At 72.0% G+C, this 13,486-nt stretch carries 13 protein-coding genes; 5 read left to right on the top strand and 8 right to left on the bottom strand.

The genetic code is table 11. From position 1 onward, the window contains the following. Positions 1-31: 31 nt before the first annotated feature. Positions 32-3,115: an amidohydrolase family protein gene (locus tag ISP_RS41700; RefSeq protein WP_230468592.1), complete on the top strand. Its 3,084-nt coding sequence runs from the start codon at positions 32-34 to the stop codon at positions 3,113-3,115. A 4-nt stretch (positions 3,116-3,119) separates the two neighbouring features. Here ISP_RS41700 and guaB1 read toward each other — a convergent pair whose 3' ends face one another. Continuing rightward, positions 3,120-4,559 carry a GMP reductase gene (gene guaB1 / locus ISP_RS41695; protein WP_013229805.1) on the bottom strand — a complete coding sequence of 480 codons (1,440 nt, stop codon included), beginning with the start codon at positions 4,557-4,559 and terminating at the stop codon, positions 3,120-3,122. 43 nt (positions 4,560-4,602) lie between these two features. On the opposite strand from guaB1, the gene ISP_RS41690 reads away from it, so the two are divergent. From ISP_RS41690 to ISP_RS41680, 3 genes are all read left to right on the top strand, one after another. Then, on the top strand, positions 4,603-5,070 hold the full coding sequence (locus tag ISP_RS41690) for a DUF309 domain-containing protein (RefSeq protein WP_013229804.1): 468 nt from the start codon (positions 4,603-4,605) through the stop codon (positions 5,068-5,070). Next, on the top strand, positions 5,064-5,252 hold the full coding sequence (locus ISP_RS41685; protein WP_013229803.1) for a hypothetical protein: 189 nt from the start codon (positions 5,064-5,066) through the stop codon (positions 5,250-5,252). The genes ISP_RS41690 and ISP_RS41685 overlap by 7 nt, the downstream gene beginning before the upstream one ends. A gap of 192 nt (positions 5,253-5,444) precedes the next feature. Continuing rightward, positions 5,445-5,729, top strand: coding sequence for a hypothetical protein (locus ISP_RS41680; protein ID WP_013229802.1), 285 nt, complete (start codon positions 5,445-5,447; stop codon positions 5,727-5,729). A gap of 84 nt (positions 5,730-5,813) precedes the next feature. Here the strand turns inward: ISP_RS41680 and ISP_RS41675 are convergent, their stop codons facing one another. The 6 genes from ISP_RS41675 to ISP_RS41650 all read right to left on the bottom strand — a co-directional run bounded on the left by ISP_RS41675 (position 5,814) and on the right by ISP_RS41650 (position 11,610). After that, a complete protein-coding gene (locus ISP_RS41675) occupies positions 5,814-6,437 on the bottom strand; it encodes an MBL fold metallo-hydrolase (RefSeq protein WP_013229801.1) in 624 nt (207 codons plus the stop codon). Further along, positions 6,434-7,051, bottom strand: coding sequence for a Pr6Pr family membrane protein (locus ISP_RS41670; protein ID WP_013229800.1), 618 nt, complete (start codon positions 7,049-7,051; stop codon positions 6,434-6,436). The genes ISP_RS41675 and ISP_RS41670 overlap by 4 nt, the downstream gene beginning before the upstream one ends. Positions 7,052-7,142: 91 nt before the next feature. Continuing rightward, positions 7,143-7,583, bottom strand: a complete 441-nt coding sequence (locus ISP_RS41665; RefSeq protein ID WP_013229799.1) for a hypothetical protein — start codon at positions 7,581-7,583, stop codon at positions 7,143-7,145. Positions 7,584-7,797: 214 nt separating this feature from the next. Further along, on the bottom strand, positions 7,798-9,330 hold the full coding sequence (locus tag ISP_RS41660) for an ATP-dependent DNA ligase (RefSeq protein WP_013229798.1): 1,533 nt from the start codon (positions 9,328-9,330) through the stop codon (positions 7,798-7,800). A gap of 31 nt (positions 9,331-9,361) precedes the next feature. Then, positions 9,362-10,213 (bottom strand): helix-turn-helix domain-containing protein, encoded by an 852-nt coding sequence (locus tag ISP_RS41655; protein ID WP_014467732.1) that lies wholly within the window; start codon positions 10,211-10,213, stop codon positions 9,362-9,364. After that, positions 10,213-11,610 (bottom strand): class II fumarate hydratase, encoded by a 1,398-nt coding sequence (locus tag ISP_RS41650; RefSeq protein WP_013229796.1) that lies wholly within the window; start codon positions 11,608-11,610, stop codon positions 10,213-10,215. The genes ISP_RS41655 and ISP_RS41650 overlap by 1 nt, the downstream gene beginning before the upstream one ends. A 122-nt stretch (positions 11,611-11,732) precedes the next feature. On the opposite strand from ISP_RS41650, the gene ISP_RS41645 reads away from it, so the two are divergent. After that, positions 11,733-12,722, top strand: coding sequence for an NAD(P)/FAD-dependent oxidoreductase (locus ISP_RS41645; protein WP_034284007.1), 990 nt, complete (start codon positions 11,733-11,735; stop codon positions 12,720-12,722). Here ISP_RS41645 and ISP_RS41640 read toward each other — a convergent pair whose 3' ends face one another. Next, the gene (locus tag ISP_RS41640) at positions 12,723-13,481 is read right to left on the bottom strand and encodes a S1 family peptidase (RefSeq protein ID WP_034284005.1); all 759 of its coding nucleotides are present in this window, start codon (positions 13,479-13,481) and stop codon (positions 12,723-12,725) included. Positions 13,482-13,486 lie beyond the last annotated feature (5 nt).

Here is a 13,486-nt window from a genome sequence, read left to right as displayed (position 1 = left end):
GCCGATCCACCGGGTGGGCATAGTTGGCCGCATGGCGCCAGAAGGCCTCTCCCGTCGTGAACTTCTCGTGCGAGGTGGCGCGGCCGCGGCCGCGCTGACCGTGGCCGGAGCGGGGGTCGCCGAGGCCGAACCGGACCTGCAGCCGGATGGCGGGCGCGCCGGCGTGGTGCTGCGGGAGGGCACGAACCTGTCCGCCGCGCTGTCGCCGGACGGCCGGTGGATCGCGGTCGACCTGGTCACCGGGATCTGGGTGCTGCCCGCCGGCGGCGGCCGCGCCCGGCGGCTCACCGACGACCTGCAGGACGCCACCCTCCCCACCTGGTCGCCGGACGGCCGCCGGCTCGTGTTCCAGTCCTACCGCGACGGCAACTTCCACCTGTACGTCATCGATGCCGCCGGGGGTACGCCCCGCAAGCTCACCGAGGGGCGGTTCGACCACCGGGAGCCGGTGTTCTCGCCGGACGGCACCAAGCTCGCCTTCAGCAGCGACCGGGACGGCAGCTACGGCATCCACTTGCTGGACCTCGCCTCCGGCGCGATCAGCACGGTGGTGTCCACCCCGGACGAAGAGGCGTCGCCGCGGTGGTCGGCCGACGGCACGAAGATCGTCTTCACCGTGAACGACACCGCCATCGACGTCGTCACCCTCGCCACCGGCGCCCGCACCCGCCTGGTCACCGCGACCGGCGCCGACAAGCTCTACGGCCCCGCGTTCGGTCCCGGCGGGCAGCCCAGCTACCTGCGGCTGCGGGGCGCCGAAGCGGACCTGATGCTCGGTGACGAGCAGCTGACCAAGGGCGAGGACGTCTTCGGCTTCGCCGCGAACTGGTCCGGGTCCGCCGTGCTCTACACCGCCGACGGGCACATCCGGTGGCGCGAACAGTCCGGCGCCGTCAAGGACATCCCGTTCGAAGCGGGGGTGTCCACGGCCCCGCGTGATTACCGACGGCGGGTCCGTGACCTGGACTCGCCCGCGCCGAAGCCGGTCCGGGGCATCGCCAGTCCGGTGGTGTCGCGGGACGGCAAGCGGATCGCGTTCCGGGCCCTCAACGCGATCTACGTCGTCGCGGCCGGCGGGGGCCGGCCACAGCGGCTGATCGGCGACGGTTACTTCAACTCCGACCCGGACTTCCACCCGGACGGGACGAAGCTGCTCTACACGAGCGACCGGCTCGGCACCGCCGACCTGTGGCTGCACGACCTCGGCACCGGCACGGACACCGTTCTCACGCAACTGGCGGGCGCCCAGGTCGCGCCGCGGTGGTCGCCGGACGGCGGCCGCGTGGCCTACGCCGACCAGGACGGCGCCACGTGGATCCACGACGTGGCCTCGAACAGTGCCCAGCAGGTGACGCCGCCGCTGTTCATGCCGGGCCGGCCCACCTGGTCGCCCGACGGGTCGGTCCTCGCGCTGGCCGCGGTCAAGCCGTACTCGAAGCGCTACCGCGAGGGCACGAGCCAGATCCTCACGGTCGACCTGAAGACCCACGAACTCCGCTACGCCGAGCCGATGCCGTTCCGCTCGTTCGCCACCCGCGGCGACGACGGTCCACTGTGGTCACCCGACGGCCGGTACCTCGCGTTCACGGTCGAGAGCGTCGCCTGGATCGCCCCGGTCGACGGCACCGGCCGGCTGATCGGCGCGCCGAGGCAGGTCACCCACGACGTCACGGATTCCCTGGCCTGGCAGGGAAACGACACGCTCGTGTACCTGTCGAAGGGCCGGCTCAAGGCGCAGAAGATCGCCGGCGGCGAGCCGCGAACGATCCGGCTCGACTTCACCTGGGCCCGCCCGCGGCCACCGCGTCCGACCGTCATCCACGTCGGCGCGGCGTGGGACGGCGTCGCCCGGACGCTGCGGCGCAACGTCGACATCGTCGTCGACGGTGGCCGGATCGCCGACGTCCGGCCGCATCGGGCCGCCCCCGGGACCGTCGACGCGCACGACCTGACCGCCATGCCCGGGCTCGTCGACATCCACAACCACTGGCACCTGCGCGGCCGGCAGTGGGGTGACCGGCAGGGGCGGCTGTGGCTGTCCTACGGCATCACCACGACCCGCTCGCCCGGCGACCCGGTGTACCAGATGCTGGAGACGCGCGAGGCGCTGGAATCCGGAAACCGGGTCGGGCCGAGGTACTTCGGTACCGGAGAAGCCATCGACGGCTCCCGGATCTACTACAACTTCATGCGGCCGACCCTGTCGCCGGAGCAGCTGAACCTGGAGCTGTCCCGCGCGGTCGAGCTCGAGTACGACATGATCAAGACGTACGTCCGGCTGCCCGTGGCCTCCCAGCAGGCCGTGGTCCGGGCCGCGCACGGGGCGGGCATCCCGCTGTCGTCGCACTACCTGTACCCGGCGGCGAACATCGGCATGGACGCGATGGAGCACACCGGCGCCACCAACCGGCTCGGGTACTCGCACACCGTCAGCCGGATCGGCCGGTCCTACCAGGACGCCGTCTCCCTGTTCGTCCGCTCGGGGATGTCGATCACGCCGACGTTGTTCACCTCCAGGGCGCTGTACGCGGACGACAAGTCGCTCGTGACCGACGAGCGCACCGAGGTCCTCTTCCCGCCGTGGGAGTACCAGCTGCTCAAGACCACGGCGGACACCGCGGGCAACCCGGAGAACGCCTACCTGCGCCAGGCCCTCGCCGGGAACGTCGACATGGTGCTGCGGATCCACCGGGCGGGCGGGTTCGTGGTCACCGGCACGGACTCGCCGTTGGACAACGTGGCCGTCTCCACCCACCAGAACCTGCGGGCCATGGTCGCGTTCGGGTTCACGCCGTACGAGGCGCTCACCACCGCCACCCGCAACCCGGCGCGGTGGCTGGGTCTCGAAGACCGGATCGGTGTGCTCAAGCCGGGTGCGTACGCCGATCTGTCGCTCGTCAGCGGCAACCCGTTGCAGGACATCAAGGCGGCCGCGAACGTCCGCAGCGTGCTGGTCGGCGGGGTGCTGCGGACGGTCGGCGAGCTGCTGGCGCCCTACCGGAACCAGCCGGGGCCACGGGCGGCCACCGAGGTGGTGCCCGCGGCCCGATCGGCGGAGAAGCAGCACTGGTGGCACGTTCCGGAGTGGTCGGAACACGTGTGCTGCTCGGGCTGAGCGCTTACCAGCCGGCGGGGAGGGGACGGCCCTCGGCGAACCCGGCCGCCGACTGGACGCCCAGCAGCGCGCGCTCGTGGAACTCCTCGAGCGTGCGCGCACCCGCGTAAGTGCAGGAAGAGCGCACGCCGGAGCCGATCGAGTCCAGCAGGTCCTCGACCCCCGGGCGCTGCGGGTCGAGGGACATCCGCGACGACGAGATGCCCTCCTCGAACAGCGCCTTGCGCGCGCGGTCGAACGAGTTGTCCGTGCGCGTCCGCGCGCCGACCGCGCGCTTCGACGCCATGCCGAACGACTCCTTGTAGGGCCGCCCCTGCTCGTCGAACCGCAGGTCGCCGGGGGATTCGTAGGTGCCGGCGAACCACGAGCCGACCATCGCCGCGGACGCGCCGGCGGCCAGCGCCAGTGCGACGTCACGCGGGTGGCGGACCCCGCCGTCGGCCCAGACGTGCTTGCCCAGCTCGCGTGCGGCGGCCGCGCACTCGGCGACCGCGGAGAACTGCGGGCGGCCGACGCCGGTCATCATCCGGGTGGTGCACATCGCGCCCGGCCCGACACCGACCTTGACGACGTCGGCCCCGGCCTGGATCAGGTCGCGCGTGCCCTCGGCCGTGACCACGTTCCCGGCGACCACCGGGACCCGCGGCGACACCGACCGGACGGCCTTCAGCGCGGCGATCATCTTCTCCTGGTGCCCGTGCGCGGTGTCGACGACCAGCACGTCGACGCCCGAGCCGAGCACGGCTTCGGCCTTCGCCGCGACATCGCCGTTGACGCCGACCGCGGCGGCGACGCGCAGCCTGCCCGCGTCGTCGACGGCGGGGGTGTAGATGTCCGCGCGCAGCGACCCGACGGCGGTCAGCACGCCCGCGAGCCGGCCGTCGGCGTCCAGGCCCAGCGCCAGGTTCGCGCCGTGACTGTGCAGGAGTTCGAAGACCTCGCGCGCCGGGGTGGCCAGCGGGACCGCGACGGCCGGCGGTTGCGCCACGTCGGCGAGACGCGCGAAGCGGTCGACGCCCGCGCAGGCCGCTTCGTCGACGATGCCGACCGGGCGGCCTTCGCCGTCCACGACCACGACAGCGCCGTGCGCCCGCTTGTGGACCAGGTTGAGGGCGTCGGCGACGGCGTCACCGCCGGTCAGCACCAGCGGCGTGTCCCACACGGTGTGCCGGCTCTTCACCCAGCCGACGATCTCCGAGACGGCGGGGCTGTCCACATCTTGCGGCAGCACGACCAGCCCGCCGCGGCGAGCGACGGTCTCGGCCATCCGGCGGCCGGCGACCGCGGTCATGTTCGCGACCACGATCGGGATCGTCGCGCCGGTGCCGTCCGCGGTGGAGAGGTCGACGTCGAAGCGGGACTCCACGTCCGAGCGGTTCGGCAGCAGGAACACGTCGTCGTAGGTCAGGTCGTGGGCGGGCCGGTGGCCGTCGAGGAAACGCACGAGTGCCCAGACTACCTGCCGGGCCCGTGGCAGGATCGAGGGCATGAGCCGCCGCGACCGGGACGCCGAAGGACGGGCACGCAACGCACGGCCGCGTGACGGCCTCGGCCGGCCGCTGCCGTACGGCTCGGACGGCGTCGAGCGCCAGCCGGAAGGCATCGCCCGAACGCCGGCGCAAACGCTTGCGGAGGCCCAGCGGCTGCTCGACGACGGCAAGCCGTTCCACGCGCACGAAGTCTTCGAGGACGCGTGGAAGACCACCGACGGCCCCGATCGCGAGCTCTGGCGGGGGCTGGCGCAGCTCGCCGTCGGGCTGACGCACGCGGCGCGCGGCAACAACGTCGGCGCGGTGTCGCTGCTGGAGCGGGGAGCGGCGAACATCGAGCCGTTCCGGGGCACGCCGCCGCACGGCATCGACGTCGCCGGGCTGCAGCAGTGGGCGCTCACGCTGGCGGAAGAGGCGAAGCAGCGCGTACGGGTGTCGCCGAGCGTGCCACGGTTGACGTGCTGACGGCGCTCGGGGCCGCGGTCGTCGCGGCGGTGGCGTCGCTGGCCGGCGTGACGCTGGGTGCGCTGGTCGAGCCGCTGAAGCTCAACGCCGCCCGGCGGGCGAAGCTGCGGCAGGACCGCGCCGACCGCTGCGCCGGGATGATCGAGGAGTTCGCCCTCGTCGCCCGGAAGCACACCTCCTGATCCCGCGACGGCGCCCCGTACCTCGCCGGACTTCCCTGCGGTACAACGATTTCACCGGAAATTCACCGCGGCCTGGCCGGGCGGGTGATCGTCGAGGCCAAACGGGCAAGGGTGCGTTCCGGCCATTGCCCGCCCGCTCCCCGGTGGTCGAGACTCGGGCCGCTGTCGCACACATCCGAGCAAGGAGAATGCATGCTCCGCAAGTTCGCCGTGGCCGCCGCGCTCGCCTGCGCCGCCCTCGTCGTCACGGCGCCCGTCGGTTCCGCCGCCACCGGCCCCGGATCGGGTGGGGCTCCGGGCACGACCGCCCCCGCGCCCGGCACCGCGCCGAAGGCCACCACGCCGTACTACTACGCCTGGTACACCAGCCAGAGCGCCGCTCAGAAGGTGTGCAACGACAAGCTCGGCAGTGGTCAGTGGCGGGCGTGCGCCGTCCAGGCCAAGTCCGGCCTCTACTACGTGTGGTTCAACCTCTGATCGAGGTTGCGGAGCGGTTCGCGGCGCTGCCGGTCGGCGGCGCCGCGACTCGTTCGCCCGCCCCACCTGAGGGCCGTGGCGGGACTAAGGCTGGTCCCAGCCGTCCGAAGCCGCCTTCTCGGCGCCGATCGTCGTGCCCTCGCCGTGTCCGGTGTGGACCTTCGTGGCGTCCGGGAGCGTGAACAGCTTCTCGCGGATGGAGTGCACGATGGTCGGGTAGTCCGAATAGGACCGCCCGGTGGCCCCGGGCCCGCCGTGGAACAGCGTGTCGCCGGTGAACACCACGCCCAGGTCCGCCGCGTACAGGCAGACCGCGCCGGGCGCGTGCCCCGGCGTGTGGATGACCTGCAGCGTCGTGCCCGCGACGGTGAGCACCTGACCGTCGGCCAGTTTGACGTCCGGGGCGCGGTCCGGGTGGGTGAGGTTCCAGACGACCCGGTCGTCCGGGTGCAGCAGGATCGGCGCGCCGGTCGTGGCGGCGAGTTCCGGGGCGGCGTTGACGTGGTCGTTGTGGGCGTGGGTGCAGACGATCGCGGCCAGCTTCCGCCCGCCCACGACGTTTTCGATCGCCCTCGCGTCGTGGGCCGCGTCGATCACGATCACTTCCGCGTCGTCGCCCACGAGCCAGACGTTGTTGTCGACGTCCCAGCTGCCTCCGTCGAGCCGGAAGACGCCGGAGGTCACCAGGTTCTGCACGATCGCCGTCATGCGCCCGACCCTAGCCGCACGAACCGGCGGTCGTACAGGAGCGCGGCCGCCGCGAGCGCGGTGAAGAAGAGGCCGATGAAGACGCAGTTCAGCGTCACCTCGCCGTAGCCGAGCGCGCCCGCGTCGACGAACGGGTACGGGTAGAAGCCGGTGATCGCGCCACGCGGGAGCGTGAAGGCGAGCCAGGCGAGCGGATAGAGCAGCGACCACCAGACCGTGCGCCACGTGAGGGCGCCGCGCGGGCCGGCCAGGAGCCAGCCGAGCACGAACAGGATCGGCGTCACCTTGTGCAGCATCGTGTCGGAGAACAGCGAAAGGCCGTGCAGGTCGTACAGGCCGGCGAGGGCGACCTGGTAGACGATGCCGGTCACGATGATGCCGGTCAGCGCGTCGAGCCAGAGGACGGTGAACAGCCGCCCGCGGGCCCGGCCCAGCGCGACCAGCGCCGAGGTGCCCAGGACCAGCAGGTTCGAATCGATCGTGAAGAAGCAGAGCAGGTTCGCGACCCGCCCGCCGGGGTCGCCCGCGGTCGCGACGACCTGGGTGACGAGGCCGGCCAAGGCGACCACCGCGGTGACCGCGAACCAGGCGCGGGTGAACTTCTCGCTGCGCATCGCCGGAGCTTAGCTCCACTGTGGACAAACAGGGCGGTGGACCCGGCGAACCGGCCGTGCCCCGGCGCCGTCCGCACCGGGGCACCGGTCATCACGCCGCGAGCAACGAGTCCCGGAGCGCGACGAAGGCCTCGTACTCCGCCTTCTGCTCGACCGGCAGCTGGTAGGCGACGGCCACGAGCTTCGTCACGGACGGGATGATGCTCAGCCGGAACGTCCGGCCGTCGGTCGTCTTGATGACGAACCGGCCCTGCAGGTCGCGCTTCTTGACCGAAGCCCGGTTGGCGTCGTTGATCGTCAGCGGCGTGCCCGCCGTGACGGTGCCGTTCTTCTCCTCGAGCGGAACGAGGACGAGATCGGTCTGCCCCGGCTTGAAGCCCAGGGCGAAGTTGGCGACCGAGGTGGTCCGGAAGACCAGGTAGTTCTTCTGCCTGATCTCCGCGGCGTACACCTTGGTGTAGCTCGCCCCGTCGGCGACGGCTCCGTCGAAGGCGGCGTGGATGGCCGTCTTCATCTGTTCCTTGCTGACCACTGAGTGCTCCTCCATGACCGCTCGGGAAGTGAGCGGGAACCTTGTGAAGGAGCGCACTTTAGGGATTCTGCGCCGTGGGTTGTGTCGGCAAAATTCTCGTCAAATCCGGCCCCGGCGCACGTCTGATCGGCCGAGCGCATCCCGGGACGCGCCGACACCCTCCACTCTGGTCCGCGGGAACAGCGGGCACCAGCGACTTTCGTCTGTCGTTGCGTCAGCTCCCTTCCGAACGGTCGCCGTGCAGCAGGCCGCGGACCGTGTCGATCGTGTCCGCGTCGGCCGGGTCCTTGTCCGGCCGGTAGCGGACCACCCGGGCGAACCGCAGCGCCAGACCGCCCGGGTAACGCGTGCTCACCTGCGCGCTGTCCAGCTCGATCTCCACCACGACCTCCGGCCGGACGTACACCGTCCACTCGTCGCGGTGGGTCTCGATCTCCTGGAACGTCCGGGTCTGCCACGCCAGCAGCTCGTCGGTCATGCCCTTGAACGTCTTGCCCACCATGATCGGCGGGCCGCCGTCCGGGTCGCGGGCGCCCAGGTGCAGGTTCGACAACGTGCCGGTGCGCCGGCCGTGGCCCCACTCCGCCGCCAGCACCACCAGGTCGATCGTGTGCACCGGCTTGACCTTCAGCCACGCCCGCCCGCGCCGCCCGGCCGCGTACGGCGCCGCCAGGTCCTTGACCATCACCCCTTCGTGGCCCGCTTCCATCGCCGCCTCCAGCACGGCGGCCGCGCCCGCGGTGCCCACCTCGCCGGGGATCACGTGCGCCCCGGCGACCTTGCGCAGCGCCGCGTTGCGCTCCGACAGCGGCGCGTCCAGCAGGTCGACGCCGTCGAGGTGCAGGCAGTCGAAGAAGTACGGCCGCAGCAGCAGCGCCTTGACCTGTTCCTCGCGGGTGCTGCCGAACCGGCTCATCGTGTCCTGGAACGGCCGCGGCCGCCCGGCGTCGGTCAGCGCCAGGGTTTCGCCGTCGAGCACCACCGACTCGCACGGCAGCGCCCGCACGAGGTCCACCAGTTCCTGCACGCTGCCGGTGATCTCGCGCAGCGTCCGCGTCCAGACGTGCACCTCGTCGCCCTGGCGGTGCACCTGGATCCGCGCACCGTCCATTTTGTACTCGACGATCGCCTCCGCGTGCTCGGCGACGGCCTCGTCCAGCGACTCCGCCGGCGACGCCAGCATCGGCTTGATCGGCGTGCCGAGCGTGAGCCGGAACTCCGCCAGCGCGGCCTGCCCGCCGGTCATCGCCGCGACCCCGGTGACGCCGAGCTTCCCGGACAGCATGAAGGCCCGCCGCACGTCCTCGGCAGGCACCTCGGCCGCGGCCGCGATGGCGTCGACCATCACGCCCTCCAGCGCGCCCTGCCGCAGTTCGCCGGTGACCAGCCGGAACAGGAACTGCTGCTCGTCCTTCGTCAGCCGCTCGAACAACGCCCGCAGCACTTCCTGCCGGCGCGTCGACGAGCCCGTGCCGGCCGCGACACCGGCCGCCGCGGTCAGCGCCGCGTCCACCTCCAGCACCGAGGCCACCGGTCCGGCCGCGGCGCCGGCGCCCAACGCGGCGAGGGTGCGCCAGCCCGCACCCAGCCTGTCCTGCGCCGTTTGCCCGGTCAGGTACGCGATCACCGTGGGCAGCTCGGCGATCTCCGCCGCGCGCAGCAGTTCGGCCAGGAGGGCGATCTTCGCCTTCCTGGACCTGGTCGCCGCCAGTTCGGCGGACGCGCGGACCAACTCGCTCAGCAACACCCGGACATCATGACCCGGACCACCGACAATTTCAGAGCGACGGAAAGTTTGCCCTGGTCAACGGGGCTTCGGCGATCCAGCTGGCCAGCAAGCCGAGCGCGCGTTCGCTCGCCGAGCCGGGCTCGGCGTGGTACATCACCAGGCCCTGATCCGGGTCGTCGGGCAGGCGCAGCGTCTCGTACCGCAGCCGCAGCTCGCCGACCACGGGGTTCATGATCAGCTTCCAGCCGCGGGCCTTCTCCTGGACCGCGTGCTCGGCCCACAGCTCCCGGAACCGCTCGCTCGCCACCGAAAGCTCGCCGGCCAGCCGGGCGAAGTGCGGGTCATCGGGGTGTTTGCCGCGCTCGGCGCGCAGGTTGGCGACGACGTCGCGGCACACCGCGTCCCACTCCGGGTGCAGCTGCTTCGCGCGTTCGTCGGTGAAGACGAGCTTCGGCATGCTGCGCTCTTCGAGCCGGCCGAAGTCGAACGACACCGCGCCGCCGAGGGCGTTCCAGGCCAGCACGTCCAGGTACCGGCCGAAGACGAACGCGGGCGTCTGCACGGCGTCCAGCAGGTGCTGCAGCTCGGGCCGGACCCGCTGCGGCGCGCTCTTCTCCCGGCGCTTCGGCGCGGCGAGGTTGCGCAGGTAGGACTCCTCGCCGGCGTCGAGGCGCAGCGCGCGGGCGAGCGCGCCGAGGATCGCCTCCGAGACGTTCTTCGCGCGCCCCTGCTCCAGCCGCGTGTAGTAGTCGACGCTGATGCCGGCCAGCTGCGCCAGTTCCTCCCGGCGCAGGCCCTTGACCCGCCGCTGGGTGACCCCGGGCGGCAGGCCGAGGTCGGCGGGATCCAGCGCGGCGCGCCGCGCCTTCAGGAAGGCGCCCAGCTCGGCAGCGTCACTCATCATTTGCCGCCGCGGGCCATGCGCAGCACGTCGAGGGCCTCGTCGAGCTGCTCCTCGGTGAGCTTGCCGTCCTTCACGTAACCGCGTTCGATGACGACTTCGCGGATCGTCTTCAGCTCCTTCAACGCCTGCTTCGCGACCACGGCCGCTTCTTCGTAGCCGATGTACTTGTTCAACGGCGTCACGATCGACGGCGAGCCTTCGGCGTAGGTCCGCGTGCGTTCGGTGTTCGCCGTGATGCCGGCGAACACCTTGTCCGCCAGCAGCCGCGAAACGGCCGCGAGCAACCGCGCCGATTCGAGGACGTTCCGGGCGATCACGGGCAGGTTGACGTTCAGCTGGAAGTTGCCCGCGGCGCCGGCGAAAGCGACGGCCGCGTCGTTGCCGATCACCTGCGCGACCACCTGCAGCGTCGCCTCCGGGATCACCGGGTTCACCTTGCCGGGCATGATCGACGAGCCCGGCTGCAGGTCCGGCAGCGCCAGCTCGGCCAGGCCGGTGCGCGGGCCGGAACCCAGCCAGCGCAGGTCGTTGGCGATCTTGTTCAGCGACACGGCGACCGTGCGCAGGTGCCCGGACGTCTCGACGACGCTGTCCTGGGTCGCCTGCGCCTCGAAGTGGTCGCGGGCCTCGGTCAGCGGCAGCCCGGTGACCGTGGCGAGTTCCGCGGCGACCGACGAGCCGAAGCCGTCCGGCGCGTTCAGGCCCGACCCGACGGCCGTGCCGCCGATCGGCAGCTCGCCCAGCCGCGGCAGGCCCGACTTCAGCCGTTCGACGCCGTAGCGGACCTGCGACGCCCACGCGCCCGCCTCCTGGCCGAGCGTGATCGGCACGGCGTCCATCAGGTGCGTGCGGCCGGACTTCACGACGTCGGTCCACTCGGCGGCGCGCACCTCGATGGCGCCGGCGAGGTACTCCAGCGCCGGGATGACGTCCTTGACGACGGCTTCGGTCGCGGCGACGTGGATGGTCGTCGGGAAGGTGTCGTTCGACGACTGCGACGCGTTGACGTGGTCGTTCGGGTGCACGTCCCGGCCGAGGGCGCGGGAGGCGAGCGTCGCGATGACCTCGTTGGCGTTCATGTTCGACGACGTCCCGGACCCGGTCTGGAAGACGTCGATCGGGAAGTGCGCGTCGTGGGCGCCGGCGGCGACCTCGTCCGCGGCGGCCGCGATGGCGTCCGCGACGTCGGCGTCGAGCACGCCCAGCTTGAGGTTCACGCGCGCGGCGGCGGCCTTGAGCAGGCCGAGCGCGCGGATCTGGGCGCGCTCCAGGCCCCGGCCGGAGATGGGGAAGTTCTCGACGGCCCGCTGGGTCTGCGCGCGGTAGAGCGCGTCGGCAGGCACGCGGACCTCGCCCATGGTGTCGTGTTCGATCCGGTATTCCTGATCAGCCATGACACCGATTCTGGCCCTCTTCGCGCGTGACCGCGTGGTGGCGTCGCCCACCCTCGGCGGCGCGCGCCGCTAGGATCGGGTGTGTTCTCGATCACCGCCATCCACCACTGGCTGGAGCGAGCATGACTGACGTTGCCGGGGATGCCCACGACCTCGTGATCATCGGTGCGGGCCCGACGGGCCTGTTCGCCGCCTACTACGCCGGGTTCCGCGGCCTTTCGATGGCGGTGGTCGATTCGCTGCCCGAGCCCGGCGGCCAGGTGACCGCGATGTACCCGGAGAAGATGATCTACGACGTCGGCGGGTTCGCCGAGGTCCGCGGCCGCGATCTGGTCGAGGGCCTGGTGAAGCAGGCCGCGCCGTTCAAGCCGAAGTACCTGCTGGGGCGCAAGGCCGAAAAGCTGGCGCCGGCCGGGGACGGCGTCGAGCTGACCCTCGACGGCGGCGAGACGCTGCGGGCCCGCGCCGTGCTGATCACCGCGGGCATCGGCGAGTTCACCCCGCGCCCGCTGCCGGCCGGCGACGGCTGGCTCGGCCGCGGCATGGTCCACTTCGTGCCCTCGCTGCAGGCGCACGCGGGGCAGCACGTCGTGGTCGTCGGCGGCGGCGACTCGGCGTTCGACTGGATCCTCGCGCTGCACCCGGTGGCGGCGAGCGTGACGCTGGTGCACCGCCGCGCCAAGTTCCGCGCCGCGGAGTCGATCGTCCGGCAGGCGCGCGAGCTCGGCACCCGGATCATCACCGACGCCGAAGTCACGCGGTTCGTCGAAGCACCCGACGGCTCGCTCGAAGCCGTCGACGTCTCGATCAAGGGCGCCGGCGACGAGCGGCTCCCGGCCAACGCGGTCGTCGCGGCGCTGGGGTTCACCGCCGACTTGGGCCCGATCGAAAGCTGGGGCCTGGAAATCCACCACCGCGCCATCGCGGTCGACTCGACCATGGCGACCGCGCGGGAACGCGTCTACGCCGCGGGCGACGTCGCCGCGTACCTGGGGAAGGTGAAGCTGATCGCGACCGGCTTCGGCGAGGCCGCGACGGCCGTCAACAACATCGCCGTCGCGCTCGACCCGGACGCCCACCTGTTCCCGGGCCACTCGAGCAACGCCGAATAGTCAGGCCTTCGTCTTCTCCGCGATCCAGGGCGCGTAGGCGACGACAGAGGTGTAGATCGACGGCGCCGTCGCGCATTGCGGGTCGTTGTTGCCCGGACGGCTGGTGACCCCGGCGAGCTGCCAGTGGTCGCCGTCGCGCACGACCTCCGGGCCACCGGAGTCGCCGAAGCACGCCCCGGACTTGCCGCCCGGGTTGTCGGTGCACAGCTCGGCCGTGCCGTCGAACACCGACGTGCACTTCGTGCCTTCGACGATCTGCGTGTCGAGCTGCTGCAGCGTCGTGGGGAGCTCGCCGCAGTTCACCTTCGGGCAGGTCTGGCCCCAGCCGAGGATCCGGGTCGCGGTGCCCGGCGACGCGGCCGTCGCGAGCCCGATCGGCGCCGCGGTGGCCGGCGTGGTCAGCCGCAGCAGCGCGATGTCGCCCGCCGGGCTCTGCGTGTTGAACGCCGGGTTGACGACGATCTCGGCGGGCTGTGCGACTTCGCCGCCCTGGCCCGAGTCGTTCGTGCCCATCCGCAGCGAGATGTCGGCCGGTGCCTTGCCGAACGCGCAGTGCGCGGCCGTGACCACCCAGGTGGGCGCGATCAGCGCGCCGGCGCAGAACAGCTTCCCCGACGTGGAGTGCAGCGACACCGCGAAGGGGTACGGCTGGTCGGCGTTCACGCCCCCGACGACGGCGGGAGCGGCCGCGGCGGTGCCGGGGACCAGGACGAGGCTCAGGGCCAGCAGGGCCGGCAAGGCCGGTAGTCGCCTGGTCACGGAGC

Source organism: Amycolatopsis mediterranei (genome assembly GCF_026017845.1).
Taxonomy (GTDB): domain Bacteria; phylum Actinomycetota; class Actinomycetes; order Mycobacteriales; family Pseudonocardiaceae; genus Amycolatopsis; species Amycolatopsis mediterranei.
This window is presented reverse-complemented; position numbering and strand designations above follow the sequence as displayed.

What these genes read in the sequence shown, in the direction of transcription:
- ISP_RS41700 (WP_230468592.1), top strand. Translation starts at nt 32, where the DNA reads ATGGCGCCAGAAGGCCTCTCCCGTCGTGAACTTCTCGTGCGAGGTGGC.
- ISP_RS41690 (WP_013229804.1), top strand. Translation starts at nt 4,603, where the DNA reads ATGAGCCGCCGCGACCGGGACGCCGAAGGACGGGCACGCAACGCACGG.
- ISP_RS41680 (WP_013229802.1), top strand. Translation starts at nt 5,445, where the DNA reads ATGCTCCGCAAGTTCGCCGTGGCCGCCGCGCTCGCCTGCGCCGCCCTC.
- ISP_RS41675 (WP_013229801.1), bottom strand. Translation starts at nt 6,437, where the DNA reads ATGACGGCGATCGTGCAGAACCTGGTGACCTCCGGCGTCTTCCGGCTC.
- ISP_RS41670 (WP_013229800.1), bottom strand. Translation starts at nt 7,051, where the DNA reads ATGCGCAGCGAGAAGTTCACCCGCGCCTGGTTCGCGGTCACCGCGGTG.
- ISP_RS41655 (WP_014467732.1), bottom strand. Translation starts at nt 10,213, where the DNA reads ATGAGTGACGCTGCCGAGCTGGGCGCCTTCCTGAAGGCGCGGCGCGCC.
- ISP_RS41650 (WP_013229796.1), bottom strand. Translation starts at nt 11,610, where the DNA reads ATGGCTGATCAGGAATACCGGATCGAACACGACACCATGGGCGAGGTC.
- ISP_RS41645 (WP_034284007.1), top strand. Translation starts at nt 11,733, where the DNA reads ATGACTGACGTTGCCGGGGATGCCCACGACCTCGTGATCATCGGTGCG.